The organism is Rothia sp. HMSC069C03 (genome assembly GCF_001811075.1).
GTDB lineage: Bacteria > Actinomycetota > Actinomycetes > Actinomycetales > Micrococcaceae > Rothia > Rothia mucilaginosa.
In genome coordinates, this window is the sequence record NZ_KZ627139.1 from 67,660 (window position 1) to 93,240 (window position 25,581).

Here is a 25,581-nt window from a genome sequence, read left to right on the forward strand (position 1 = left end):
CAAAAGTTAAACACGCCACTCGGGCGGCATAGCCCCACACAAAACCACACCTACCTCACGCTCGGCACTGCGCACCCGGCCGAATCCCGGTTTACCACCCGCAGTTCACTACCTGAAGGACACCCCGTGTACACCATCAGCCCCTACCTCGCCGAATTCCTCGGCACGCTCATCATGTGCACCATCGGCTGCGGCGTCATCGCCAATGTCGAACTTCGCCGATCCAAAGGCCACGGCGACAACTTCTTCACCATCGCCTTCGGTTGGGGCTTCGCCGTCACCTTCGGTGTCTACGCCTCCCACGCATACTCCGGCGGCCACCTCAACCCCGCCGTATCCATCGGCCTGGCAGCCTACGGCGAATTCCCCTGGGAGAAAGTCCCCGGCTACATCATCGCCCAGATGCTTGGCGCAATGGTTGGCGCCGGGCTGGTCTACCTCAACTACCTGCCGCACTGGAAGGCAACCGCCGACAAGAAAATTAAGCTCGGCGTTTTCGGTACCGTCCCCGCTATTCACAACTACTTCACCAACGCCCTCTCCGAAATGATTGGCACGTTCATGCTGGTCTTCTCGGCACTGTACACCGGCGTGAACTTCAAGCCGTCCATCAGCGGCGGTGTGGAACTCTCTCTCAACCTCAACGACGTGCTCAAGCCCCTCGCTTTCGGCTTCATGGTCGCCGTGCTCGTCATCGGCCTGGGTGGTCAGACCGGCTACGCCCTGAACCCCGCCCGTGACTTCGGTCCGCGCCTCATGCACGCCCTGCTGCCCATCCACGATAAGGGCACCTCACGCTGGTTCTACGCATGGGTTCCGATCTGCGGCCCGATTGCCGGCGGTTTCATGGGTGGCGCGTTCTTCAAGCTCTACTACGAGGGTCAGGTCAGCCCGTGGCTGTTCGTCTCCAGCGCTCTGGCGATTGCGGTTCTGCTCTTCGCGTGGTGGGCTAATAGCCACCTGTACCGTGCACCCAGTGCCGAGGTTATCCCCGAGTTTGAGGACACCCACGCTACCGCGGCGGCACGCGCGGCAACCTACACTCCGACCGGTTCCATGCCGATTCTGCTCCCCGAAGAGGTGAAGGGCAACCGCAGTACCCGCGTCGTGAACCGACTGACCGAGGACGAGTAGTCTTCCCGCCCGAGAACTTCCCTGTCTAGGGTTTCATCGAGCCGGGTTTATCTGAATAGATTTATCCGGCGAGGTTTCATCTAAAAACAGCGAACCCCTCATTTTCATAACCTGCACAATATCGGTCAGGTTATGAAAATGAGGGGTTCGTTGCGTCTACCTCACGGAAGGGACATGGGGACTTTCAGAGGCTCCTACGCGGCGGCGGCAGCCATTGCCAGCGCCCGGTCATGCTTAGCCGCGCGGCGCTTCTGAATCGCACGCACCACCCAGATACAGACCGCACCGAGAACCGCGCCAGCAGTATTATTCACAATGTCATCCACATCAAAAGTGCGGTAGGTGAAGCCCGCCAGACCCCAGTTACCGGTCAACTGGCTCAACTCAATGAAGCTCGACAGCACGAAGCCACTCAAAGCCGTGGCGCGCAGACCCCAGCACAGGCAGCCCGCAGTAAAGAAGCCCAAGGGGATGAACATGGCAACATTGAAAAAGAGCTGCGCATACACGGTGGTTGCGAAGCGGCGCAGACCCATGCCGGCAGTCAGCTCCCACGCCTGCTGCCAGCTCCAGCCCACATAGAAACGCGGGTAGTACAGCTCGGGGTTCGTGACGCTATTGGAAGAGCCAATCGGGGTCAGCGTCAGAGAAAGAATAGAAGCAAGGAACAGCGCAAAAGACGCGGTTAACAAGTACTGGCGGATGCTGTGTGCTCGACCGGTCTTCTTGGCGCGCAGGCGCATACCAATAAATCCGATGATGGAGAGCGCGATAGTAAGCGCCGCAATCTCGATGGTGAAGGTGCCAATCATATGTTTACTGAGCAGTTCCTGCATGCCGTGTGTTCCTTAGGGCGTGAGAGTGATTTATACGCACCCCACCTGCATATATGCCTGTTCTAACATATATTCTTGGTGGTATATAGCGGGTTACTATTCATACCCGCCGCATATCGTTCACCACCAGTGTAAAAGACCGCTCTATGGCTCACCCTAGGCGAAACTGTGAAAAAGCTGTACACGCACCCAAACATGCCATGAGAACCACCACAGCCGGCGCCGTCAGTACAGAACATCCGGCGGGAACACCGGCGCAATATACCGACCAAACAACAACACAAACAAGAGCGCACCCGCCAGGGCTGCCACCATCGCACCCACAACCTGCACCAGCCACAGCATCAGGAACTTCACCATCTTGCCCTCAGAGCGGGCGGTCAGCGCCTCCACCATAGCGGTCGAAAACGTCGTAAACCCACCCAGCAGACCGGTCGTAATCACCGTGCACCAGAACGCCACCTGATCCGTGGCGTTATAGTGCACCCCCAGCGCGCGAGGATTAGACACCGGCATAATCAGCAGGCCGTACAGGAACGAGCCCACCAGGTTAATCACGAACACCGGGCTAATAATCGACGACTCCGTACGCAGGCGAGGCGACATCACCTTATCCAAGAAGAAACGGGTCATCGCACCCAAACCGCCGCACAGGAAAACCATCAGAGCGAAAAACATTAGCGGCCCTCCTCAACATCACGGGTGGGCACCAAGCGGGACGCCACAAAACGACCCGTCAGCATGCCCGCCGCGGCGGCAACCAAACCACCCACCAGCAGCACCGCCACCGCCAACATCATGTACGTGTAGTTGATGGTGTACGGCAGAAAAATCGTCTGCGCCAAAACCGCCGCAATCGACGAATACGTCGTATAGCCGCCCATCATGCCGGCACCAAAGAGCAGACGGAACGAATGAATCCGCTCCTCACCGTCACGGCGCGCGTAGGCGTTCCACACCATCGTCAGCAGTCCCAGCGTAAACGAACCCAGCAGGTTCGCCACCAGCACACCGCCGGGAGTGTGCACGCGGCACAGTGCACCCGTGCCACCGCCCAAAAAGACAAGAAAAGGGGCAGGCACACGGCTCAGAACGCCTCCTATCCACTGTCGGGTACTCGCGCGGTTCCTCATCGCCGTGCACCTGCCCTTTCATCTCGTATTAGTCTTCAGAGTGCGCCGTAGCGCACAAACGCACACTAATACTTTACTCTGACCCAGAGCTTGCTACCCGAGTCAGTAGCGGCAGACTCGCGCTCATACTGAATCTTCTCGCTCATCTTCTCACTCAGCGCAGCGCCTTCAACATCCATATTCGGAGTGAGGCGATCCAGCCACTTCGGCATCCACCACGCCCTATCCCCCAACAGAGCCATAATCGCCGGGGTCAGCGCCATGCGCACAATGAACGCATCCACGAGCACGCCGAACGCCAGACCGAAGCCCCTCGGGCGGATCATGGTCGAGTCAGCGAAGATGAAGCCGCCAAACACCGAAATCATGATGATTGCGACAGCCACGACCACACGCACCGCATGGTTGTAGCCGCTCACAATGGCGGTCGCCGCATCCTTGCCGTGCACGTACGCTTCACACATGCCGGTCACTAGGAACATCTGGTAATCCATGGCAAGACCAAAAAGAATACCGATGAACAGGGTCGGGAGGAAGGACATCACCGGTCGTAAGAATGATCTGGCCGGAGCCGCGGTTAGCACTGGGGAAGCGCTGTGCGAGCTCGTCGGAGAGCAGCTGGGTCTGCGTTCCGGGCATGGTGAAGGTATTGCTAAGCTTGCCGTGGAACGCGGCGTAGGCACCCGCTACACCAGCAATGATGAGTGCCCAGATGAGGATGACAGTCCATGCGCGACAGGCGGCTTTACCGATGCGGTAGAGCCATGTAGCCATGATTCAGTCCTTTGAAGTTGAGTGAAGAGTAGGGAGCGGTGAGTTGGTTGGGCGCGTGTGGTGTTTGCCTTGCCGTTTTACCCAGCAGTTTTGCTCTGCATTACGAATGCTACTGCCTGTTTTTGGGCAAAAAACACCCCGCCCCGGGCACCTGCAGATGAGGTGCCCGAAGCGAGAGTGTTTGAGCGTTAACGCTATGGGGCTTAGCTTGCGAATTCGCCCTGGACCAGACGACCCAGGTAGTCGAGTGCTTCGAGTACGCACTGGCGCATTGCTTCAATGGCGAGTGCTTCGGGGTGGGTGCCTTCGGGGGCTTCTGCTGCGACCTTGACCGTCATTTCTTCGGCGCGGGTGAGGTAGTAGTAGACGCCTTCACCGATGGTTTCGGAGAGGTTGGAGGCGAAGACTGCCACGCGCAGGTAGGGCAGGTCGGGGTATGCCGCAAGATACTGTTCGAGGAAGATGTCGTAGGTGCGCTCGAGGATGACGTGCGAGTATTCTTCGAACTTCGCGGGGCTGTCCATTTCGAGGGCGTAGAGCAGGTGTGCGAAGGGTGCGATGTACTCTTCGAGGGTGTTGCTCATGAAGACCTTGCGGGCGATGGAGAGCATTTCGGCTTCCATGCTTGCGTTTTCGCCGGAGATGGTAAAGTCGCATTCTTCGAAGATGCGGTTGAAGTACTGGTTCATGCGGGTGACCAGCACGTCATCTACGGAGGCGAAGTGGTTGAAGATGGTGCGGCGGGAGACGCCTGCGCGTTCTGCGAGTGCTTCTGCATTGAGGGCGCCGTAGCCGCCCTCGAGGATGAGGGATTCTACTGCCTCAACGATTGCGATGCGGTTCTCTGCCTTGCGGGCGGAACGCTTGTCCGTGATGTTTGCGGGGGATTCAACAAGATTAGCCATGCTTTTTACAATACGCACAATGTTTCACCGGGAGTAACTATTTGAGGGTTAGATTCACCACATATTTGCACTGAAGGCAATAAGCTTGAAGTGTAGATTTAATGTTTGCTCAACGAGTAATTTAGTATTTTGGCACGTCAGGGCACTATAACACCCCAAAAACGCACACCAAAGGGGCGGGGAGCGCACAACACACCCCACCCCCTCGAGCACTCACCCGGCTACCCGCTCAGCGAACTACAGGGCAGGCGCATTAGGCGCGCGCCGCTTCCAAAGGCAGACGCACCGTAAAGACCGTATGCCCCGGCTGGCTCTGCACCTGAATCGAACCGCCGTGCGCCTGCACAATCGCCTGCACAATCGCCAGACCCAGACCGGTGGTTCCATCCGAACCGGAACGCGCCTTATCGGCACGGGTGAAGCGGTCAAAAATCTTCGGCAAGAAGTCCGGGGCAATACCCGGACCGTTATCGGTCACGGTCACCACGGCTTCACGGCGTGCAGCATCCACGGCCAGGCCAGCGGTCACGCGCGTACCCTCATCGGTGTGCTTGCGAGCATTCGAGAGCAGGTTCAGAATCACGCGCTGAATCTGGGAGCGATCGGCAACAACCTCAACCGGCTCGTCGGGCAGGTTCAGGTGCCATTCGTGGGTGCGTGCTGCCGCCTGCATGTCGGAGGTGCATTCAAGCACCAGCTCGGTCAGGTCAACCTGCTCCAGCTTGGGTTCGCGACCCTCGTCCAGGCGAGCAAGGGTCAGCAGATCCTCAATGAGGCGGGACATACGCTCGGTCTGCGAATCGATACGCGCCAGGGAGGACTGGCCGGATTCGCTGAGCGGCTCGGTCCAGCGGAGCATATCGGAGTACCCCTTAATGGCGGCAAGGGGCGTGCGCAGCTCATGGGAGGCGTCCGCAATGAAGGCGCGAATCTGATGTTCGGTGCGTTCGCGTACCTCGAGGGCGGAGTTCACGTTATCGAGTAGCTGATTGAGGGCGTAGCCTACGGCACCCACTTCGGTGCGCGGGTCGGAATCTCTCGGCTCCACTCGCACCGCCGAGGAGATGGTGTGCTCTTCCAGATCCAGGTGCGCCACGTCGGTTGCCACCGCGGAGACTCGCTCCAGGGGCTTCATGGTGCCGCGAATAATGTAGGAGCCCACCACGCCGGCACCGACCATCACGGCAATAGACCCGAGGGCTACCACAATCACGAAGATGGTGAGGGTCTGCTGTACGTTGGCAAGCGGAATACCAACCACCTGGGCATCGGCGCTGCTATTAGCCTTCGGGGTGATTTTGATGAGGTACAGGCCGGATTCCAGCTTGACCTCTCGGACTTCTTCTTTGGTGGCGTTCAGTGCCATGGTTCCGAGGGTTACCTGGTCGTTGGCGGAGAGGGTTTGTATGGTGCCCTCCTTGGTGAGCTTGCTGGCGATTTCTACGGCACCTTCGGATTCCACGCAGGTGATGATAGTTCCGGACGCCTGACCAGGCGCAAAGAGGGAGCTGCTGTTCTGCAGGTCGCTACAGTCCACTTCTTCTCGCTTGCCGTCTCGGGAGAGCGGCTGCACTACGCGGTGGCTGGTTTCTTTGAGGTCGCTTTGTGCCTGATGGTAGAGCGAGTTCTGCAGGGTCACGTAGGTGGACAGGCCGATGATGAGGCATGCAATGCCGAGGGCAGTCACGAGGATGGCGATAAGGCGCGAGCGCATGTGGGGTACATACCCGAGTTCTTCGGGGGATGCTTCGGGGTTTCGCATGCTCTTCCAGGCGGCACGGAGGCGCACGAAGAAGTTCCCGCGGAAGGGCGCGGCGCCGTCTCGTGCGGGGGTACCCGCGCGCAGGGGGCGGGTTGCTTCGTTATCTGGGGAGGCGGGGTCACCGGGTGAGTAGGAGCCCACGAGCATCCTTTCTTTCTATATTCGAAATACGGAATATAACTGATATGGCGCGGTATAACCGGGTGTTATACCGCGCCATATGAAGAGCAGAGAATAAAACTATACAGCGGGACGCAGCACGTAACCAGCACCGCGCACGGTGTGAATCATCGGTTCGCGACCCACGTCAATCTTCTTACGCAGGTACGAGATGTACAGCTCCACAATATTTGCCTGGCCGCCAAAGTCGTAGTTCCAGACGTTATCGAGAATCTGACTCTTGGAGACCACGCGCTTCGCGTTCTCCATAAGGTAGCGCAGCAGGTCGAACTGTGTTGCGGTGAGGTTAATCTGCTCGCCACCGCGGGTCACCTCGCGGGTATCCTGATTCAGCACCAGATCGCCGACGACCAGCTCAGCGTCGTCAATGGCGGCAACACCGGAGCGCTGCACCAGGCGGTGCAGACGAATCATCACTTCTTCCATTGAGAAGGGCTTGGTCACGTAGTCGTCCGCACCGGCGGCAAGGCCTTCGATACGGTTATCGACCGAATCCTTAGCGGTCAGGAAGAGGCAGGGAACTTCGGGGTAGAACTTGCGGATACGGGATAGCAGCTCCAGACCATCGAAGCCTGGCATCATAATGTCCAGCACGAGCACGTCGGGGCGCCAATCGCGGGCAATCGCGAGCGCGGAGGGGCCGTCGCCTGCTGACTGCACCTCCCAGCCGATCATTTTCAAGCCCATGCTGACGAGTTCTTTGAGCATCTCTTCGTCGTCAACAACGAGGGCGCGGATGGGACTACCGTCCGGGTGCTCTAGCGCGGGAAGGTTCTTTGCGATTTCGGTTGCTTTGCTGCTCATGTGATTAAGGGTATCGCGATTTAGGATTCGTGGCGGGGCGGGAGCCGGTTTTCAGCCGCAAACTTATGGAATGCTTGCCCGCACCACAGCTGAGACACAGCTTTACCCCGCATTTGCGCATTACCCCTTCATGACGGCTTCAAACTTTCGGTAGAATTTGTACTAGCTTAGGTAACACTCAATCACCTTTGCGTATCTTTTGATTTTGCCGTTTCTGTTCCGGCGACCCAACACCCGCGAAGGAGGATGACACATGCGCATTAGCCGTATTTATAACAATAATGTTGTCCTCACGGTGGATCATTACGGCAAGGAGTCCGTGATGATTGGTCGCGGCATTGCTTTTGGTAAGCGTAAGGGTCAGCTGATTGACCCGTCTGCGGTGGAGCAGACCTTTGTTCCAGAGCAGGGCATGTCGGGTGAGCACCTTAGTATGACTCTGTCTGAGATTCCGGCGGAGATTCTGTCGATTGCCACGCTTTTAGAGTCGAAGGTGCGCGCCGAGGGTGCACTGGAGCTGTCGAACTCGTTTATTCTTCCGCTGGCTGATCACCTGCACTATGCGGTGGTTCGTGCGCGTGACGGGGTGCGGGTGCAGTATCCGCTCGCCCCGGAGGTGACTGTTCTCTACCCGCGCGAGGTGGAGTACGGCCGCACGGTGTTGGCGATGGTTCGCGAGAGCCTGCAGGTTGAGCTGGACCCGAACGAAGCTATTCCTTTGGCGTTGCACCTGGTCAATGCGCAATTTGCGACGGCGGACATGTCTCAGGCATTCCGCATGACCGAGGTTTTCGCGCAGGTTTTTGAAATTATTGAGGCAAGCTACGAGCGGAAGCTCGACCCGGACTCGATGAGTGCGGCACGTTTTGTGACGCACCTGCGGTACCTGTTTGTGCGGGCGAGCCGCGCCTCCGCAAATCGCGCGGAGGATGCTGATGAGGTGTCGCAGCCGAGTTTGTTGGCGGCTCTTCGTGCGGATGCGCCGCGCGCCTACGCGTGTGCACAGAAGGTTTTGCTGGTACTGCAGATGCAGCTGAAGCAAAGCCTGACTCGTGATGAGTTGACGTATTTGACGATTCATATTGCGCGTCTGGCGCGGGATATGTGGGGCATTAACGCTTAGCGTTTGTGCTTCCAAAAAATGCAGCGGTGAAAGCGGTTGGAGGGTACTCCGGCCGCTTTTCTGTATCCAGGTTTGGGTAGGGCGCGCCGGGCAGAACGTGGCCGTTAAAGGTGGGTTGTTATTTATATATACAACCTGTCACTAAATTGTCGTTTTCCTGGGTTTTTCTTCGCGCGTTAGCGCGTCGATTTAAATTTTGAAATGACGGTTTATAACGGCATATTCCAGAAATACCATTCTGTGGACAGACCTCAGACAAATGTGGATTGTTTATTAATCCCACATCTTTTGATTCGTGTATCCATTTTTCGTTCGATATTTTCTTTGTAAATCATTTTCTTACACCGTCGCAGCCCAAATATCCCGACTCAAGCACCTCGTCAGCCCGCTTACAAGATGCCGTCATTCCTGAAATTTCACAAAAATAACGCCTCACCCTTCGCCTTGGCAACCTTTTTCAGTGTTCTGTTTAAATTTTTTACACCCTGGCAATAAATATGTGTTTTGACATCAAAAACCCATATTCCAACACGTGAAAAAATGTCACAAGAACCTAAAGCGTGCATGCTCAGAAAAAACCCACAAAACACAAAAACAACGTGTTACTATCTGAGAATTATTAGGCCCTTCACGGGGCCACTACACACCATGTCACGAACACGAGAGGACCACTATGGTCACTATCATTGTGGCGGCACACGGCGAGTCGGCTCCGGCTCTGCTGAAGACCGCCGGCATGATCCTCGGTAACTTCGAAAACGTCCACCCGGTCACGTTCCTGCCGGGTCAGGGCCCCGAAAATCTCGTCGAAGAATACACCCGCATCGTTGAGGCGTCTGAAGCAGAAGAAACCCTGCTGCTGGTCGACCTCTTCGGCGGTAGCCCCTACAACGCCGGTGCGCAGTTCGCAGCCACTCGCGAGGGCGTCGACGTCGTCTCCGGTGTCAACGTACCGATGCTTATTGAGGTCATCTCCGGTGCAGGCCGTAAGAACGCAACCCTCAAGTCCCTGGTCGCTAAGGCGCACAAGGCTGGCACTAAGGGTATTCGCTCCTTCCAGGAGGCGAACCAGCCCGCAGCCGCCAAGCCCGCCGAGGCGAAGCCCGCAGAGACCAAGGCGGTTGAGGTTCCGGCTGCTCAGCAGGTTCCCGGCGGCACCATGGACGCCATCTTCACCCGCATCGACTCCCGCCTGATTCACGGTCAGGTGGCAGGCACCTGGGTTCCGCATATCGCACCGCAGACCTTCATCGCGGCATCCGATAATGCGGCACACGATCAGTTGCGCAAGTCCCTGCTGCTGCAGGTCGCGCCGACCAGCGTGAAGACCAACGTCCTGGACATCGCTAAGGCTGGCCGCGTGTACAACAACCCCAAGTACACCGGCATGAAGACCATGTTCGTCGTAGAATCCCCCGTTGACGTAGTTCGACTGCTCGACGAAGGCGTCAAGATCAACGAAGTGAACGTTGGTGGCGTCACCTTCAAGACCGGCATGGTTCAGCTCTCGGACGCAGTGTACGCCTCCGAGGAGCATCTGGAAGCCTACCGCGAACTCATTAAGCGCGGTGTGAAGCTGACGGTGCAGCAGCTACCCAACCACTCCCCGGTTGATTTGGAAAAGACCCTCAAGCAGAAAGGCCTGGACGCATGAGCGCCCTGACGTTTATTCTCGTTGTTCTCGTGGCGTTCATTGCGGGCGTCGCATCCGTGGTGGACGAGCGTCAGTTCCACCGACCCCTGGTTGCTTGTACCCTGATGGGTTGTGCGCTGGGTGACCCGACTACCGGCATTATGCTCGGTGGCGCACTGGAGCTCATCGCACTGGGCTGGATGAACGTCGGTGCGGCGATGGCTCCCGACTCGGCTCTGGCATCCACCATCTCCGCTGTTGTTGTGATTCAGGGTCACCAGGACATCACCACCGGTATTGCTATTGCTGTGCCGCTGGCGGCGGCAGGTCAGGTTCTGACCATTTTCGTCCGTACCATTACGGTGTTCTTCCAGCATCAGGCTGATAATTTCGCGAAGACCGCGAACTTCCGCGGTATTGAGTTGATGCACATTAGCGGTATGGCTCTGCAGGGTCTGCGTGTGGCTATCCCGACCGCTATTGTGGCACTGATTAGCTCCGAAGAGCTGACCCGCCTGCTGAATATGATCCCCACCGAGGTGACCGTTGGTCTGCGTATCGCAGGTGGCATGATTACCGTGGTCGGTTTCGCAATGGTCATCAACATGATGCGTTCGAAGGCTCTCATGCCCTTCTTCTTCCTCGGCTTCATTGCCGCCGCCGCTATCCCGGCAACCCAGTCGATTTCGATTGCTGGTACCGAGGGCGCGAAGGACCTCGTCGCAACCCTGTCCGGTCAGGCACAGTTCAACCTGGTTGCTATCGGTATTGTGGGCGCCTGCCTGGGTCTGCTGTACACCCAGCTGAACCCGCTCTTCCATAAGAGTGAGGCACCCGCCGCAGCACCGGCAGCCGCAGCAAACGACCTCGATAACGAGCTCGAGTAAGGAACATCATCATGACTGAGAACAAGAACGTCGAGCTCGTTGAAGTTCCCGAGCTCACCCAGCGCGATAAGGTCGAAACCTACATCCGCTCCACTTTCCTGCTTGGTTCGTTCAACTTCGAGCGTATGCAGTCCATCGGTTTCGCGGTTTCCATGATTCCGGCTATTAAGCGCTTCTACACCAAGAAGGAAGACCAGGCGGAGGCGCTGACCCGCCACCTGGAGTTCTTCAACACCCAGCCGTGGGTTGCATCCTCGATTATGGGTGTGACCGCTGCAATGGAGCGTGAGAAGGCAGCCGGTAAGGACATTGACGAGGCTGCTATCACCAACGTGAAGGTGGGTCTGATGGGCCCGCTGGCTGGTGTGGGCGACCCGATTTACTGGGGTACCGCACGTATTGTGCTGGCTGCTCTGGGTGCTTCCTTGGCGGTGACCGGTAATATTCTGGGCCCGCTGCTGTTCTTCTTCGGCCTGACCGCGATTCGTTGGGCGACCCGCTGGTACGGCTTCAAGTACGGTTACGAGAAGGGTACCCAGATTGTGACTGAGGCGGGCGGTAACACCTTGCAGAAGATCACTCAGGGCGCTTCCGTGATGGGTCTGTTCGTGATGGGTGCGCTGGTGTACCGCTGGACGAGCGTGAACATTCCGTTGCCGCTAACCAGCTACAAGAACCAGGCTGGCGCGATGGTGGATGTGACCGTTCAGTCGGTGCTGAACGATCTGCTACCGGGCCTTGCGTCGCTGGGTCTGTGCTTCCTGTGCATGTGGCTACTGAAGAAGAAGGTCAACGCTATCTGGTTGATTTTCGCTCTGTTTGCCGTGGGTATCCTCGGTTCGTACCTGGGCTTCCTGGCTCTCTAAAAATCTGAGGGATGAGCCCTTTCACCCTTCAGTGAAGGCGTGAGATTCGGGGGCTTGTCTCAAGTGGTGGGGGTGTGGTCGGTACACTTAAAAGTACCGGCGGCACCCCCGTTTTTCATGGGCGTTTTCTATCGGTTGCGGCGCACAATTCGCGGCAATGCAGCCCTCCCGCGAAGGAGTTTCTATGACCAAGTTGATGGCTTTCGACCTGGACGGCACGATCCTGTTTAACCGTGCCGTAGAGCCTGCCAATGAGCAGGCGATTGCCCGCTGGCAGGCGGAGGGTAACCTGGCGGTCTCGTGCACGGGCAAGAGCATTTTTGCTACTCAGCTGGCGTTGAACCCGACCGCCATCCGCTTTGACTACCACGTGCTGTACACGGGTGCGGTGATTACCGACCGGAAGTACCGGGTGATTTACCATCAGCCTCTTCCGGTGAGTGTTGTGCAGGCGTGCTACGAGCATTTCAGCACCGTGGACGGCGTGGCACTGTTCGCGACCACCCTGGATAACGATTACAGCCTCTGCGACCGGGTGGGTTCATCTACGAATATTCTGCCGGAGTTCACTCCCCTGCCGGCTGATGACCTGCAGAACCACGAGTACGTGGGCGTGCCCCTGTGGATTCCGGATGCTCAGGTTCGCGAGGCGGCGTACACCTGGATTCTGGAGCGTTTTGGTGATTCGGTGGACTGCCACAAGAACCAGGATTTCCTGGATATTGTGCCGCCCGCCTGCACGAAGGGCACCGGTCTGCAGCATCTGGTGAAGTACCTGCAGTCGGAGCATCCGGGTAGCTCCTATGAGGTGCATACGATTGGTGATTCGTGGAACGATATCGACATGCACCGCTACGCTGACCGTTCGGCGTCGTTCAACTACTCCCCCGATGAGGTTAAGGCTGTCACCACCGATTGTGTGGATAAGGCGTACGAGTTTATTGAGGCTTCCCTGTAGAAGCTGCCGAGGCGGCGTTCAGGCGCGGCGAGCACTGAGCCTGCCAGCCACTTCCGTGTGCTCGCCGCTTCTCTCGCGCGTACTCGCCGCTTACTCCCACGTTTCACGTGAAACACCCGCTTTCCCGTACTCCCCGTGTATCCCCGTGAGGTTTCTATGTGCCCCGCTCAACCCCCAAAGAATCAGTCCAGCAAGGGTCAGCCCGGCAAGGATCAGTCTCAGAAGAGCCAGCAGGCCGATTCTGCCCAGTCTTACGACCCGTCCAGCTTCTCTGATACCTTCCGCGCTATGGCGCGTGAATCGCTCGTGAAGAACCAGAAGAACCGCCCGGACTCCCCCATCGTCTCTATCTCCCCGGTGCTGATTGTTTTGGGTGCCATTGCGGCGGCACTGTACGGGCTGTGGCAGAGCTGGGCGTGCCTCATTCCGCTGGTGCTGATTCTGGTGCTCATGTGGGTCCGCTACACGATGCAGCGTCAGGCGCTCAACGATTTCGCGGAGCTGGAGGCGGCACGCACCGCATGGAAGAAGACCCGCGACCGCCAGTACCTGGAGCTGATGGCTGCGCAGTCGGCGCGCATCCTGGATGAGAATAAAGCGCTGACCAAGCAGGCTTGCGCGCACGTGCAGGAGTACGCGGATTTCGCGGCGCAGAAGCTGGGTACTCAGCGCTAAAGACCCCGCTGCGCTCACTCACCCCTCCCTCTCCCAAAAGACAAAAGTATTCGAGGAGCGTTAGTCGAGGTGAGCGTTCAAGCACAACAAAAGACCGTAACCACTCCCCTGCACGGGGGCGGTTACGGTCTTTTATTCACGTCAGATATTCTCTGCGGGGGTCTTTTACGTCTTAGGGGGGTTACACCCTAGTTGATCTTCTGCACGGGTGCTTCAACGGGCTCTTCTGCGGCTTCCTCGGTGGCTTCTACGTCAGCCTCGTCAGTAGCCGGGGCGTCGTCCACACGCTGCACCACAGCGGGGCGGTCATCAAAGCCACGGCGGGTGCCTCGGGCAGCCTTCGCCTCCATGGTGTACAACTGCTCGCGATTCGTCAGCACCACCAGGGTCATGGCGTTCAAGCAGACACCCACAATACACAGAATCCAGCCGATCAGCATGAACCGACCACCGGAAAGCACCGCACCGAAAAGCATCAGGGCAACAGAAACCAGGTACGCCGGGGAAAGCAAAAACTTCGTATTCACTACCGACCTACCTACCTAGCGTGCGTTGGAGCGGGGCTTGGGGGCACGACCCGAACGGGGACGCGAGGGCAGAACGCTCATATGGCCGGGGGCACGATCAACAATCGGCTGAGATTCGGTGGGCTCTTCCTCGCGGACCTCTGCAGTTTCAGCGGGCTCGGTCACCTCAACGGTCTCAGCCACCTCAGCGGGAGCTACTTCCTGGTTAGCCTGCGCCGCAGCATCGTGCTCAACTGCCTCGTGCTCAGCAGCTTCACGCTCTTCACGGGGGTGCTCCGAGCGCTCGCGGATGCGGTTCTCAACGGAGGACTCAAGACCGTCCAGGTTGGTCACCAGTGCGGGGGTCGGGTCACCCTTCGCTTTACCCACGGACAGCACAAAGGCAAGGACATTCAGACCCAACGCAAGAATTAGAAGGATCCAGCCGAGCCACAGGAGCCAGGGGTTGGAGGTTCCGATCAAGAGCGCGCCGCAAAAAATTACGCAGAGGGAGGTCAGGTACGCAGGCGAGAGAGTCTTGAAATCCATGTCTACTTTCAAAGTGTTCGTGAGTTTGAGAGAGCTAACGTTCGGTTCTCATTTTAGGTGATAGTTGAGGCTTAATCTGCTTCTGCCCTTGTCTATCGCCTGTGAGCTAAAGACCAACGGGCTTATCTCGGTGGCGTAGGCAGGGGCAGAAACGTAACGTTCATGCACGCGGTGCAGGTACCGGCTAGGATGTGGGGGTTACCTCGTTGGTGACCAGGGGCGAGGCGGGCGCGTTTTCCACCACGGGGATTGCGCGGGTGCTCAGGGTGCCCTGGTGTTTCTTCCAGAGGTTGTAGCGTTCCATGGCGACCGCGCCGGCGGTCATGGCGGGAAGAATGAACATGCCGGAGGAGCGGATGCTTTCTGCCTGCGCCAGGATGTCCAGCTTACGCACCACACGGGTCACGTCGTGGGAGTCGTAGCGGTCCTGTGCGGCAATAACCTCGTTCTGCGCGGCGACGAGGGCGGCGTCGCGCAGGCGCACGAAGTCGTTCCTCTTGTCCTTAAGCTTCTCCATGTGCTGCTTGTATTCTTCGGGCAGTGCCTCGCTGATTTCGTCGCGGCGGGTAATGGCGGAGCACATTTCCTTCACGCGGGCGTAGGTCTCAGGGTCGGTGGTTGCCTTCGCTTCAGCCTGCAGCGCCTCGAGGGCTGCGACCTGCGCGATCTTGAGCAGTTCGGGTACGGCGGTTTCTTCTTCGTGGTTAGCCCGCACGCCAAGGACCTTCACGAGCATGGGCAGGGTCAGGCCGGGTAGCACGAGGGTGAAGAAGAGCACGGAGAGCATCATGACGATGGCATCCTGGCGGACCTGTTCGGTGCCGTTGACCACGGGGATGGACAGGGCAAGAATCAGGGTCACGAGGCCTCGCATGCCGGACCAGGTCATGACGATAACTTCGGCGAAGCTTTCGGGGGCGCCCTCGTGGATGGGGTTCTTGCGTCCTGCCAGCCAGACGATGGTGAACCATATGAGGCGCACCAGGATGGCGACCAGTGCGACCAGGGCACCGTCAGCGAAGAGGCTTGCGATACGGGAGGGGTCGGCGGTGGCGATGATACTACTTGCCTGCAGGCCGATGAGGCCGAAAGCGACACCGGTCATGAGCAACTCAATAATCTGCCAGAAGGAGGTGGAGGAGAGGCGTTCTTCCGCTTCGAGTGCCGCCATGTATTTGGTGCTGGTGAACTGGATAGCACCGATGACCACGGCAATAACGCCGGAGGCGTGCACGCTTTCAGCAGCGAGGTAGGCGCCGAAGGGGATCACGAGGGTCACGGCGTTGCTGGTGACCACGTCGTGGGCGCGCTGGCGAACGTAGCCGCCGAGCCAGCCGAAGATATAACCAATAATGACCGCGAGGATCGAGCCGAGCACGAAGTCTTTGGCGACCGAGAGCGGCTCGGTGTGGTGACCGCTGGTCATGGAGTGGATTGCGGCGTGGAAGAGAACGATTGCGATAGCGTCGTTGAAGCTACCTTCGGTCTGCAGGGTGCCGATAAGGCGGCGGGGAATGCCGACGGGCTCAGCCACTGCTTCCACGGCGACGGGGTCGGGCGGGGAGACGGCGGCACCGACGGCAAGGGCGACGGCGATGGTCATGCCGGGGACCCACCACATGGCTGCGCCGGCAATTGCCAGGGCGGAGACGGCGGTGAGAAGGACCGAGTAGAGCAGTACGGATCTCCAGCGGCGGCGCAGGGTGCCCCAGGAGAATTTAACGCCGATGGCCCACAGTAGCGGCGGAAGGAAGATCGGCAGGATGATGTCGCTGTCGATAGTAAGATCCGGTCGGTTGGGGATGAAGAGCGCGGCGGTGCCGAGCAGTGTCATCATGACCGGCCAGGGGAGGTTGAGTCGATCACCGACGCTGACCATGAACACGGTCGCAATCAGGATGATGACAATAACGGAGAGGTAAAGCATTGGTCCGGTGTTGTTCCTTTCGCACGGCTAGGGTTAGTCGGCTACGTCTTTCTACTCTACCGGAGGGGCTCATTCCGCTTTTCGGATATGGGGGTTCTGCAGCGTTTATTGTGGCGTTGTTTACCTCTAAGCCTAATGCTTTATGTGGAATATAGAGTTTTCCCCTGAATATCCTCACTTTTCAGCAGGTTATTCAGGGGAAAATTCTATATTTGGAATATATTGCTTGGGGTGGCTACCTCTAGCGGATTACTTAGAGCCGCATCCACCAGCACCGCAGCCGCAACCGCCAGCGGGAGCTTCCTCCACGATCGGTTCAGGTTCGTCATGGCCACCACAGCAGCCACCCTGCTCTTCCTTCGGCTCGTCATGGCCGCCACAGCAGCCACCCTGCTCTTCCTTCGGCTCGTCGTGGCCGCCGCAGCAACCGCCACCACCGTGGGAGTGGCCGTGAGACTCAGCCGGAGCTTCAGCGGAGGAACCGCATCCGCCCGAGCCGCAACCGCAACCACCGGCAGAAGGTGCCGGCTCCTCGTGGCTACCGCAGCCACCCGAGCCACAGCCACAGCCGCCACCGTCGACCGAGCCGCAGGCGGAGCCGCGTGCGTCGCGGTGACCCATGAGGTCCACGCCCAGGTCGGAGAGGTAACGCAGGTAGCCTGCGAGGGCGTCGCGTCCACCGGTGCCGGAGATGACGATGCCGCCGTGGCGCAGTGCCTTGAGTACCTCGTTGACCATCGGCCACTGCTCAATGTCGTCGGTAATGGTGATGGCGCTGACGACGTGCATTGCGAGGGAGGTCAGCGAGCGCAGGGACTGTTCGTAGCCTTCGGGCAGGTGAATGACCTTGGCGGGTGCCGCCAGACGCAGGATGGACAGCACGCGCATCAGCATCATGGGTACTGCATTTTCGGGCAGTAGTACGGTCACGCCGATGGCGGAGGATTCAGCAATACGTTCGATGGTTGCCGCGAGTTCTTCGGAGTCGATATCGCGGGAGATATCCAGTACTTCGTAGGAGTCCACGGCGATGGAGCGGGTGCCCAGGGCGTCGGCGAGTGCTTCGTCTTCGGTGTGGATCGCAATCATGTTGCGGAATTCGTTGCGGCGCACGACGGAGGCTGCCTCAATGAGGGCGAAGTCCTGGCCTTCACCATCCACGAGGAGGGTGTGGATTTCTTCGCGGTTGAGGCCTTCGCCTGCAGTGGCGCGCTCGATTAGTTCAGAAAATGCATTGCTCATACCGAATATTAAACACCTGATTTTGGGGCGTGCGCCCGCGAGGTTTACCTGTCTTGGCGGTTTTGGGCGGTTTAAGACGTGATTTTATGCCGAGAGCGTGGGCGGCTACCTATTCTGTGCGTGCTGGAGTGTTTTTGGTGGCAAAAGTGCTTGTGAAACGCGAAACGTTCGCTCTGATTGAGTGAGAATCAACATTCATTTTTGAGGCTGTGCCGCGTATTTGCACGGTTTTTGTTTGCCGCGGGGTGCATCTTGCTCACGTTACAGATTTGAACACCCTAAAATGATAGGGTGGTACTTTCCCGTGAAAAGATTCTAGATACCGCCTACGAGGTCTTGGCGACCTACGGTTTGGCGGACCTTTCCATGCGCCGCCTTGCTCAGGAGCTTCACGTGGCTCCCGGCGCTCTGTACTACCACGTGAAGAATAAGCAGCAGCTTCTGATTCTGTTGGCGGATTACATTCTGGCTCGTGCCCCGAAGTCGATGTCTGAGGAGGCTGAGCCGAATCCGGAGGCTATTCGCGCTTCGATGATTCGCCGCGGTGATCTTCTGTTCTCTCTGTTGTACCCGATTCGTGAGTGCCCTGAGGTGGTGCGTTTGAGCTTGGCTCTGCACCCGCGTGAGTTGAAGCCTGTGGTGGCGATGGCTCATGAGTTCCAGGCGCTTGGTTTGGGTCATGCGGAGGCGCTGCGTCGTGCTCGTTTGCTGACGCATATTGCGTTGAGCCTGGTGGAGGAGTATCAGACTCTGCCGCTGATTTCTCCGCAGGAGGCTGTGGCGAGCGGCGATGTTCCCCTGATTGAGAATGCGTTTAACCGTTACCGTCAGGATCTGCTTTCTGCCATTGACACGATGATGGTGGTGCAGGAGCCCTATACGCAGGATGCGTAATCGCTTAGCCCTTCTTTTGGTTTATTAGTTATGTATGTTGCCCCGTGCCCCCTTATGGGGTGCGGGGCTTTTGCATGCGCTGGCTTTGACTGCCCTGCCGCGTGCTGATACCGGTGCGGTTTGGTGGCTGAGTCGATGTTCGCTGGTTTTCTGCTTTAGTCTAGAGGTGACACGTGCTTGCATCCGGAGTGCATGGCTGTGGGCAGGGTGTCGTTTATGTCTTAGTGCCCTGTTGGGCTTTATCAGAGGTGTTCCATGTCGATGACCGCTACCGCCCAGTGGGCGGCTCTTCCGGACCATAGCGCGGAGATTGCGCGCGTGCGTGAGGAGTTTATTACTGCGTATGGTTATGAGCCTGATGGTGTGTGGTCTGCGCCTGGGCGTCTGAATCTTTTGGGCGAGTACATTGATTTTTTGGGTGGCTCGTGTCTGCCGATGCCGTTGCCGTACCGCACCTATGTGGCGGGTGCGTTGCGTCGTGATGGTGTGTTGCGCGCGGCTTCTTTGCAGATGCCCGGCGATGAGCGCACGGTTGTGATTCGCGATATTCAGCCGGGTCATTTGAAGGGCTGGTTCACCTATGTGGCGGGTGTTGCGTGGGCGATGAATCAGGAGGGCGGCAGGGATATTATGCTGCCCGATGAGTTTGGTGCTGACCTGCTGATTAATTCTCGTGTTCCGGTGGGTGGCGGTTTGTCGTCTTCGGCGGCTTTGGAGTGTTCGACGGCGTTGGCGTTGTTGGAGCTCTCGTGTCCGGTGCGTGAGGAGTGCCCGCAGGCGGATGCTACCCCGGCTGATAGTGATGCGTTGCGTGCGCGTCTGGCTCAGGTGTGTATTACGGCTGAGAATAAGGTGGCTGGCGCGCATACGGGTGGCCTGGATCAGACGGCGTCGTTGCGTTCGTATCCGGAGCAGGCTCTGGTGATTGATTTCCGTGATTTTTCGGTTGAGCCGGTTGCGGTGGATATTGCCCAGCATGGCTTGAGTTTTTTGGTGATCGATACGAACACTCCGCATGAGCTGACGGATGGCGGTTTTGCGGCTCGTCGTGCGGCATCTGAGGCGTGCGCTGACGCTTTGGGTCTGCGTTTTTTGCGTGATGCCCTACCGGAGGATTTGTCGTGTGCGGGTATGGATGCGCGTGCTGCGAAGGCGTGGCGTGCTGATTTGGTGGATTCTTCGGTGAATCGTGCCCTGGATGCTCTGGAGGACGCGGGTCGTCCGTGTTCGTTCCCGCGTGGTTGGGTGCGTCATGCGTTCCACGATATGACTCTGGTGGGTCGTGCGAGCTATCTGTTGCAGCATGCTGATGAGTTGGGTTGCGCGGCGTTTGAGGAGGCGGGCCGTATTTTTACGGAGTCTTTTGTGTCGATGCGTGATGAGTTGCGCGTTTCTCGCCCTGAGATTGATGATGCGGTGCAGGTGTGCCTGGATCGGGGCGCGTTGGGTGCCCGTATTGTGGGTGGCGGTTTTGGTGGCGCGGTGATGGCGCTGATTCCGACCTCTCAGCTGGAAGCTGCCGCGGATGCGGTGGCTACTGCATATGCTGTGCGCGGCTATGCGGCGCCTCGTTTTTTGCCGATGGTTGCTGGTTTTGCGGCGTCTCATGATTGGGCTGCGGGCGCTGATCCTACGGATATTCCGGTGTTGTAGGGTTGGGCGCTGGGGTCTGTCATAAATCGGCGGGGTGTCATAGGGGCGTTTTTTCGAGGTCTGAACAATATTCATAGCTGGAAGTTTCCTGCGAGTTTCTGCAATTTTCCTCCGGTTATCCCCCGTAATAACGCGCTGATAAGCCATAATTTTTTTGGTCGTTGGTCAAAAGTGGCGCCACGTTTTCTGAGGGTGGTTTTCCTTGCCTTCGCGGGTATGTACACTTATCGACGGACGCAATCCGTGAGCTGTAAAGTTTCGATGCGCATAGTCCGGCATATGGATAGCATCTACACTGGGTTCGACCGTCACATACAAGCCCAGCTTGCAGGTTTCGTCCACCAAAGCATCACACTCCAGTTTTCTGCCCACCCCGGGCAGGTACCTCACCAAGAGTGAGGCTTTAGAGCGCAAAAGCGCAGAAAGGAGGCCCCCGTGGGCTTCGATATCAAGGGTACCGTTGAGCAGGGCCTCGACAAGGCTCAGGAAGTCATCAACGAGAAGGCTGGCAAGGAGATCGTCACCGACGAGCATGTTGCCAAGGTTGAAGAGGTCGTGACCGAGAACGTCTCCAAGCTGACCGAGAAGTTCGGCAAGTAAGGCGACAGCCTCCTTTGGATGGGCGCCCTGCCTCGCCTCCTCATGGGGTAGGGCGCCATTTCCCTGGGTGTGCATTACAGGCTTTCACTCAACATCTCTCTCAAATAATGGGGCGTTCTGCCCCGCCTGGGTTCTTTCATTCACCGACTCACTCGGCATATTGCTCAGCTTCGGTTACCGCCTGGTAGCCTGTTTTCACTCTTCTTTTACTCTTACTCAGCACAAGTACTCGCGCTTTCTCGCGAACTGTATACGCCCCGCATCATTGGTCCGGCAACCTTGGTGTGGGGCGTATGCCGTTAATGCGCAGGGTAAAAGCTTCTGGGGCGGGGCGGAGGCTTCTGGAGCGCAAGGTGAAGGCTTCTGCGGGAGTGCTGCACGGGCTATGGGAGTGCGGTGCGGGCGTTCGCCCTATGAGGACCTCTCCCCTGCCCCTGTAACCTCAGGCTATGCTTGATATGTCAACTTATTGAGCTACGCCCTCAGGTAGGTTTCAGTGCCTCCTGAAGACCGCGGAGCACCCCGTCTATGGAGGAACTATGTTTGAACGTCAGCAGTCCGATCAGCAGAAGGCACGCGAGGTCATGAAGGATGGCGGCGTCGTCATTTATTGGCGCCCCGGCTGCCCCTACTGCGAGGCTCTGGATTCTAAGCTGGGCGAGCTGGGCGACCACGCTACCTGGGTCAACATTTGGGAGGATCCGCAGGCTGAGGCGCACGTGAAGTCCCTCAACGACGGCAACGCGACCGTCCCCACCGTGGATACCGGCGACACCCACTTTGTGGTCGCTGACCTGGTGAGCCGCAACAAGGTGAAGAAGCTGATTGAGAACACCCTCAACTCTGGCGGCGAGGCTTAAGATGGCTCGCCCGGCGCTGAACCGCGATACGACGGTCTGCATTTCTCTGTCTGGTCGCCCATCGAATCACGGTATTAAGTTCCACAATTACCTGTACGAGAAGCACGGTCTGGATTACCTGTACAAGGCGATGACCACCACCGATATTGAGGGTGCTATCGCCGGCGTGCGTGCTCTGGGTATTCGTGGCTGCTCGGTGTCTATGCCGTTTAAGCAGGCTGTTATCCCGCTGATGGACGATATGGACCACTCGGCTGCGGTTATTGGTGCAGTGAACACGATTGTGAACACTGACGGCTTCTTGAAGGCGTACAACACGGATGTGATTGCGGTGGCTTCCCTGCTGCGTTCGCATAATGTGGATCCGTCTCTGCCGTTCCTGCTGCGCGGTTCGGGCGGTATGGCTGCGGCTGTGGCTGGCGCGTTCTTTGAAGCGGGCTTCTCGCAGGGCATGATTATTGCCCGTAACGAGGAGACCGGTCGCGCGCTGGCTGAGCGTTACGAGTACGCCTGGGCGCCGGAGGTGGGCAACCTGCGAGCGCCGATTCTGGTAAACGTGACCCCGATTGGCATGGCTGGCGGTGAGGAGAGCGAGGAGCTGTCCTACCCTCAGGAGGCTATTGCTGAGGCGCAGGTAGTCTTTGACGTAGTGGCGATGCCCGTTGAGACTCCGCTGGTTCGTGCGGCTCGCGCGGCGGGTAAGGAAGTTATTCACGGCGGCGAGGTGATTGCTCTGCAGGCTGCTGAGCAGTTCCGCCTGTACACCGGCGTGGAGCTCACCCCCAAGGAGGTTGAGGAGGCGGAGGCTCAGGCGAACTAGGTTCGCGCCCGCTGTTTCTTCACCCCGTGAGGGGCTCGATACGTAAAAGTGCCCGGAAGGTTGATCCTTCCGGGCACTTTTTGTTGGTGCGTAGCACCGGATTTTTTTGTAATTACACACACCCTGGTATTTAAGGTTTTCCACATCTGTGGAGAAATCTGGGGAAAACTCTTACATCCGTGTAATTCACCCTGTGTAATTCGGTTGTTTTAGCCTGTATCCACAGGTTTTTAACATGTACTCACAATCGTGGAATTACACGAATGTAGTTATGCACAGTGTGGAAAACCTCTGTGGATAACCCTCTTCTGCGGCGAATTTCCGCGGTTTTTCGGGTTCAATACCTTCCATTGAGCCACTGCAGCGGGCTCTGCGGCGGCGGATTCGAGGACTCGGGCTTCTTCACGAACGGGATAATCAGCAGGGTTGCTAGTGCGCCGCTGACAAGACCGCCAAAGTGTCCCGCGTGGGAAATATTCGGTTGGAAGAGGCTCTGCACCACACCAATGCCGATGAGCAGCATAAAGAGGCGTGCTGTGTCCTTTTGCCTCCTGAGAAGCAGGATCACGAAGAAGGCACCGTAGAGGCCGTACACACCGCCTGAGGCGCCCACGGCGCCGCGGTAGTAGGCGAAGATGTACACGCTGAGGCCAGCGCCCAAGGTAGCAGCCATATATACGAAGAGGAACTTCCACCGCCCCATCATGCGTTCGAGAGATACACCGAAGATGAAGAGGTAAATCATGTTCCACACCATGTGCATCGGGTCATTCTGCGAGTGCACAAACCCGTGCGTGATCAAGCGGTAGTACTCACCATGGTGAACACGGGGACCCGACATCATGCCGAGGTTATACACCCAACGGAATGGAATAATCTGTTGCAGACCGTACACCACGACGTTAATCAGAATGAGCGTGTACGTAATATGCCAGTGACGGGCGATGAAGGAACGCGTCGGGCTCGAGGCGCCTCCATTGAGGTCACGGTAGCAGTCGGGGCAGACTACACCCGCATCCTGTGCCGTCTGACATTCGCCGCAGACGGTACGGTTGCAGCGCTTGCATTGGGCGTAGCTAACGCGGTTGGGGTGGTTGACGCAGACGGTGGGGGTCTGCCCGTAGCCTGCGTAGTTGGGAAAGTTCTCCACTGAACCTCCAGGGGTTGTGTACCGGATCAACCGGGGTGGTGTGGGGGCATATAAGCGCAGGGGCCCACCGGAAAAATCCTGGCGGGCCCCTGAACTATACGTGTTTTCTCAACACCTTCAGCAGAATGCTCGTATGAGCCTTCTGATGGGGTTTATTAGAGCTTTTCGATGTCGATCGAGGAGATGACAACGTCCTTGACCGGGCGGTCCTGGAAGCCGGTCTCAACGCCCTCAATAGCGTCAACAACCTTCTTGGATGCCTCGTCGGTAACCTCACCGAAGATGGTGTGGCGGCCGTTCAGCCAGGGGGTCTCAACGGGGGTGATGAAGAACTGAGAACCGTTAGTGCCGGGGCCTGCGTTAGCCATTGCCAGCAGGTAGGGCTTGGAGAAGGAGAGCTCGGGGTGAATCTCGTCCTTGAACTGGTAGCCGGGGCCACCAACGCCCATGCCCAGGGGGTCGCCACCCTGAATCATGAAGTCCTTGATGATGCGGTGGAACACGACGTCCTTGTACAGGGGGGTGTTCACGATTTCACCGGTGCGGGGGTGCTTCCACTGACGGGAGCCGTCAGCGAGGCCGATGAAGTTCTCAACAGTCAGCGGTGCGTGGTTGCCGAAGAGCTCGACGACGATGTCACCGTAGTTAGTGTGGATAGTTGCCTTAGCAGTTGCATTAGTCATGGCTCTATTGTGGCACGGGGCGGTGCTCATTCGCCATCTAACATGTTTTTTCGCCCCGGGCGCACCGTTGGGCGGGCTTTTTGGGCGGGAATTGAATATCCTGAGAGGTGAACACTACGCGCGCGGCGGCGTTTTCTGGTCGCTGGCGCATTTCAACCGATGGAGGTCACCCCATGTTCTGCTGCAAGAAGCGTAAGGCACGCAAGGCTGCTAAGGCTCAGGCTATTGTCTCTTCTCTGGCTGCTGTTGAGTCCGCGCTGGAAGGTAAGACCGCTGAGATGTTCGCTGAGAAGCTGACCGGCAACAAGAAGGCCCTGAACAAGGCTCGTAAGGCTACTGCAAAGACCGTTCGCTCCGCTGAGAAGGAACTGGCTCGCATTGAGCGTAACGGCGGCAAGCGCCCCCGTAAGGGCCTGGCATTCCTGGGCCTGCTGGTTGCCCTGGGTGTTGCAGGCGCCGCAGCCTACAACGCAGCTCGTCCTGTGGAGGACCCCTGGAAGAACGCATAAGCGTTCCCGCATCCTTCTTCTGAGGCATCCTGAGATAGCTTTCTGAGGCGCCGCTAGCGGCGTAAGAGAGCGCTTTATGAAAGATAGCCGCCCGCTAGAGTTTTACTCTGGCGGGCGGCTTTTGTTTGTTCTTTTTTGGGGGGGGGAAGGAAAGGGGGAGAGAGGAGGCGCTAGAGATAGAGCGCTGAATATCCCCGTGCATATGCCCCGGGGGTGCACCCTGCGGTATTTCCCAGACATACCCGAATATACAAACATACCCGGATATACAAAGAACCCCATGTCTTTCGACATGGGGTTCTCGGTTCAAAAATAAACCGGCGATGACCTACTCTCCCACACCCACAAAAGTGCAGTACCATCGGCGCGAAGAGTCTTAGCTTCTGGGTTCGGAATGGAGCCAGGCGTTTCCCTCTTGCTATAATCACCGGAAAGTGGAGGCGAGGGGACTCGAACCCCTAACCCTCTGCTTGCAAAGCAGATGCGCTACCAATTGCGCCACGCCCCCGCGGTGCTTT

25 protein-coding genes, 1 tRNA gene, 1 rRNA gene and 1 pseudogene are annotated in these 25,581 nt (G+C 58.0%); 13 read left to right on the plus strand and 15 right to left on the minus strand.

Annotated features, from left to right (window positions below; translation table 11 throughout):
• The first annotated feature begins 126 nt into the window (after positions 1 to 126).
• Positions 127 to 1,134: an MIP/aquaporin family protein gene (locus HMPREF2779_RS06880; RefSeq protein WP_105361165.1), complete on the plus strand. Its 1,008-nt coding sequence runs from the start codon at positions 127 to 129 to the stop codon at positions 1,132 to 1,134.
• Between the two features lie 194 nt (positions 1,135 to 1,328).
• Here HMPREF2779_RS06880 and HMPREF2779_RS06885 read toward each other — a convergent pair whose 3' ends face one another.
• The 7 genes and pseudogenes from HMPREF2779_RS06885 to HMPREF2779_RS06915 form a co-directional block, all read right to left on the minus strand.
• Positions 1,329 to 1,970: a VanZ family protein gene (locus HMPREF2779_RS06885; RefSeq protein ID WP_105361166.1), complete on the minus strand. Its 642-nt coding sequence runs from the start codon at positions 1,968 to 1,970 to the stop codon at positions 1,329 to 1,331.
• A 225-nt stretch (positions 1,971 to 2,195) separates the two neighbouring features.
• A complete protein-coding gene (locus tag HMPREF2779_RS06890; RefSeq protein ID WP_105361167.1) occupies positions 2,196 to 2,648 on the minus strand; it encodes a fluoride efflux transporter FluC in 453 nt (150 codons plus the stop codon).
• Positions 2,648 to 3,052 carry a fluoride efflux transporter FluC gene (locus HMPREF2779_RS06895; protein ID WP_233992311.1) on the minus strand — a complete coding sequence of 135 codons (405 nt, stop codon included), beginning with the start codon at positions 3,050 to 3,052 and terminating at the stop codon, positions 2,648 to 2,650. Before HMPREF2779_RS06895 ends, HMPREF2779_RS06890 begins: the two co-directional genes overlap by 1 nt.
• A gap of 116 nt (positions 3,053 to 3,168) precedes the next feature.
• Positions 3,169 to 3,651: pseudogene (locus HMPREF2779_RS06900) on the minus strand (MMPL family transporter); the annotation flags it as partial.
• 429 nt (positions 3,652 to 4,080) lie between these two features.
• The gene (locus HMPREF2779_RS06905; RefSeq protein WP_105361169.1) at positions 4,081 to 4,782 is read right to left on the minus strand and encodes a TetR/AcrR family transcriptional regulator; all 702 of its coding nucleotides are present in this window, start codon (positions 4,780 to 4,782) and stop codon (positions 4,081 to 4,083) included.
• 253 nt (positions 4,783 to 5,035) lie between these two features.
• Positions 5,036 to 6,691 carry a sensor histidine kinase gene (locus tag HMPREF2779_RS06910; RefSeq protein ID WP_233992312.1) on the minus strand — a complete coding sequence of 552 codons (1,656 nt, stop codon included), beginning with the start codon at positions 6,689 to 6,691 and terminating at the stop codon, positions 5,036 to 5,038.
• A 93-nt stretch (positions 6,692 to 6,784) separates the two neighbouring features.
• The gene (locus HMPREF2779_RS06915) at positions 6,785 to 7,528 is read right to left on the minus strand and encodes a response regulator transcription factor (RefSeq protein WP_005507990.1); all 744 of its coding nucleotides are present in this window, start codon (positions 7,526 to 7,528) and stop codon (positions 6,785 to 6,787) included.
• 253 nt (positions 7,529 to 7,781) lie between these two features.
• On the opposite strand from HMPREF2779_RS06915, the gene HMPREF2779_RS06920 reads away from it, so the two are divergent.
• From HMPREF2779_RS06920 to HMPREF2779_RS06945, 6 genes are all read left to right on the plus strand, one after another.
• Positions 7,782 to 8,651, plus strand: a complete 870-nt coding sequence (locus HMPREF2779_RS06920; RefSeq protein WP_105361170.1) for a PRD domain-containing protein — start codon at positions 7,782 to 7,784, stop codon at positions 8,649 to 8,651.
• Positions 8,652 to 9,324: 673 nt separating this feature from the next.
• Positions 9,325 to 10,305 (plus strand): mannose/fructose/sorbose PTS transporter subunit IIA, encoded by a 981-nt coding sequence (locus HMPREF2779_RS06925; RefSeq protein WP_105361171.1) that lies wholly within the window; start codon positions 9,325 to 9,327, stop codon positions 10,303 to 10,305.
• The gene (locus tag HMPREF2779_RS06930) at positions 10,302 to 11,171 is read left to right on the plus strand and encodes a PTS mannose/fructose/sorbose transporter subunit IIC (RefSeq protein ID WP_105361172.1); all 870 of its coding nucleotides are present in this window, start codon (positions 10,302 to 10,304) and stop codon (positions 11,169 to 11,171) included. The genes HMPREF2779_RS06925 and HMPREF2779_RS06930 overlap by 4 nt, the downstream gene beginning before the upstream one ends.
• An 11-nt stretch (positions 11,172 to 11,182) precedes the next feature.
• Entirely contained in the window at positions 11,183 to 12,037 is an 855-nt protein-coding gene (locus HMPREF2779_RS06935; protein ID WP_070684746.1) for a PTS system mannose/fructose/sorbose family transporter subunit IID, read from the plus strand.
• A gap of 184 nt (positions 12,038 to 12,221) precedes the next feature.
• Positions 12,222 to 12,995 carry an HAD hydrolase family protein gene (locus tag HMPREF2779_RS06940; protein WP_105361173.1) on the plus strand — a complete coding sequence of 258 codons (774 nt, stop codon included), beginning with the start codon at positions 12,222 to 12,224 and terminating at the stop codon, positions 12,993 to 12,995.
• Positions 12,996 to 13,151: 156 nt separating this feature from the next.
• The gene (locus HMPREF2779_RS06945) at positions 13,152 to 13,670 is read left to right on the plus strand and encodes a hypothetical protein (RefSeq protein ID WP_199774570.1); all 519 of its coding nucleotides are present in this window, start codon (positions 13,152 to 13,154) and stop codon (positions 13,668 to 13,670) included.
• Between the two features lie 188 nt (positions 13,671 to 13,858).
• Here the strand turns inward: HMPREF2779_RS06945 and HMPREF2779_RS06950 are convergent, their stop codons facing one another.
• The 4 genes from HMPREF2779_RS06950 to HMPREF2779_RS06965 all read right to left on the minus strand — a co-directional run bounded on the left by HMPREF2779_RS06950 (position 13,859) and on the right by HMPREF2779_RS06965 (position 17,894).
• Positions 13,859 to 14,197, minus strand: coding sequence for an ATPase (locus HMPREF2779_RS06950; RefSeq protein ID WP_070684750.1), 339 nt, complete (start codon positions 14,195 to 14,197; stop codon positions 13,859 to 13,861).
• A 15-nt stretch (positions 14,198 to 14,212) separates the two neighbouring features.
• Positions 14,213 to 14,725, minus strand: a complete 513-nt coding sequence (locus tag HMPREF2779_RS06955; RefSeq protein WP_070684752.1) for a hypothetical protein — start codon at positions 14,723 to 14,725, stop codon at positions 14,213 to 14,215.
• 184 nt (positions 14,726 to 14,909) lie between these two features.
• The gene (locus tag HMPREF2779_RS06960) at positions 14,910 to 16,652 is read right to left on the minus strand and encodes a cation:proton antiporter (RefSeq protein ID WP_105361174.1); all 1,743 of its coding nucleotides are present in this window, start codon (positions 16,650 to 16,652) and stop codon (positions 14,910 to 14,912) included.
• Positions 16,653 to 16,901: 249 nt separating this feature from the next.
• Complete coding sequence (locus tag HMPREF2779_RS06965) at positions 16,902 to 17,894, minus strand: biotin synthase (RefSeq protein WP_105361175.1); 993 nt, start codon at positions 17,892 to 17,894, stop codon at positions 16,902 to 16,904.
• A gap of 291 nt (positions 17,895 to 18,185) precedes the next feature.
• On the opposite strand from HMPREF2779_RS06965, the gene HMPREF2779_RS06970 reads away from it, so the two are divergent.
• From HMPREF2779_RS06970 to HMPREF2779_RS06990, 5 genes are all read left to right on the plus strand, one after another.
• Positions 18,186 to 18,788, plus strand: a complete 603-nt coding sequence (locus tag HMPREF2779_RS06970; protein WP_049338650.1) for a TetR/AcrR family transcriptional regulator — start codon at positions 18,186 to 18,188, stop codon at positions 18,786 to 18,788.
• A gap of 255 nt (positions 18,789 to 19,043) precedes the next feature.
• Entirely contained in the window at positions 19,044 to 20,441 is a 1,398-nt protein-coding gene (locus HMPREF2779_RS06975; protein WP_070684758.1) for a galactokinase, read from the plus strand.
• A gap of 435 nt (positions 20,442 to 20,876) precedes the next feature.
• Positions 20,877 to 21,041, plus strand: a complete 165-nt coding sequence (locus tag HMPREF2779_RS06980) for a hypothetical protein (protein ID WP_005508004.1) — start codon at positions 20,877 to 20,879, stop codon at positions 21,039 to 21,041.
• Between the two features lie 539 nt (positions 21,042 to 21,580).
• On the plus strand, positions 21,581 to 21,901 hold the full coding sequence (locus tag HMPREF2779_RS06985) for a glutaredoxin domain-containing protein (protein ID WP_049326839.1): 321 nt from the start codon (positions 21,581 to 21,583) through the stop codon (positions 21,899 to 21,901).
• A 1-nt stretch (position 21,902) separates the two neighbouring features.
• Positions 21,903 to 22,721 (plus strand): shikimate 5-dehydrogenase, encoded by an 819-nt coding sequence (locus HMPREF2779_RS06990; RefSeq protein ID WP_105361176.1) that lies wholly within the window; start codon positions 21,903 to 21,905, stop codon positions 22,719 to 22,721.
• Between the two features lie 337 nt (positions 22,722 to 23,058).
• Here HMPREF2779_RS06990 and HMPREF2779_RS06995 read toward each other — a convergent pair whose 3' ends face one another.
• On the minus strand, positions 23,059 to 23,871 hold the full coding sequence (locus tag HMPREF2779_RS06995) for a rhomboid family intramembrane serine protease (protein WP_070684762.1): 813 nt from the start codon (positions 23,869 to 23,871) through the stop codon (positions 23,059 to 23,061).
• Between the two features lie 155 nt (positions 23,872 to 24,026).
• Complete coding sequence (locus tag HMPREF2779_RS07000) at positions 24,027 to 24,554, minus strand: peptidylprolyl isomerase (RefSeq protein WP_105361177.1); 528 nt, start codon at positions 24,552 to 24,554, stop codon at positions 24,027 to 24,029.
• Positions 24,555 to 24,727: 173 nt separating this feature from the next.
• Between HMPREF2779_RS07000 and HMPREF2779_RS07005 the strand changes: the two genes are divergently transcribed.
• Positions 24,728 to 25,063, plus strand: coding sequence for a hypothetical protein (locus tag HMPREF2779_RS07005; RefSeq protein ID WP_070684764.1), 336 nt, complete (start codon positions 24,728 to 24,730; stop codon positions 25,061 to 25,063).
• A 315-nt stretch (positions 25,064 to 25,378) separates the two neighbouring features.
• Here HMPREF2779_RS07005 and rrf read toward each other — a convergent pair.
• Both rrf and HMPREF2779_RS07020 read right to left on the minus strand, forming a co-directional pair.
• Positions 25,379 to 25,495 (minus strand): 5S ribosomal RNA (gene rrf, locus HMPREF2779_RS07015).
• Between the two features lie 3 nt (positions 25,496 to 25,498).
• A tRNA-Ala gene (locus HMPREF2779_RS07020) sits at positions 25,499 to 25,571 on the minus strand.
• Between the last annotated feature and the right edge of the window lie 10 nt (positions 25,572 to 25,581).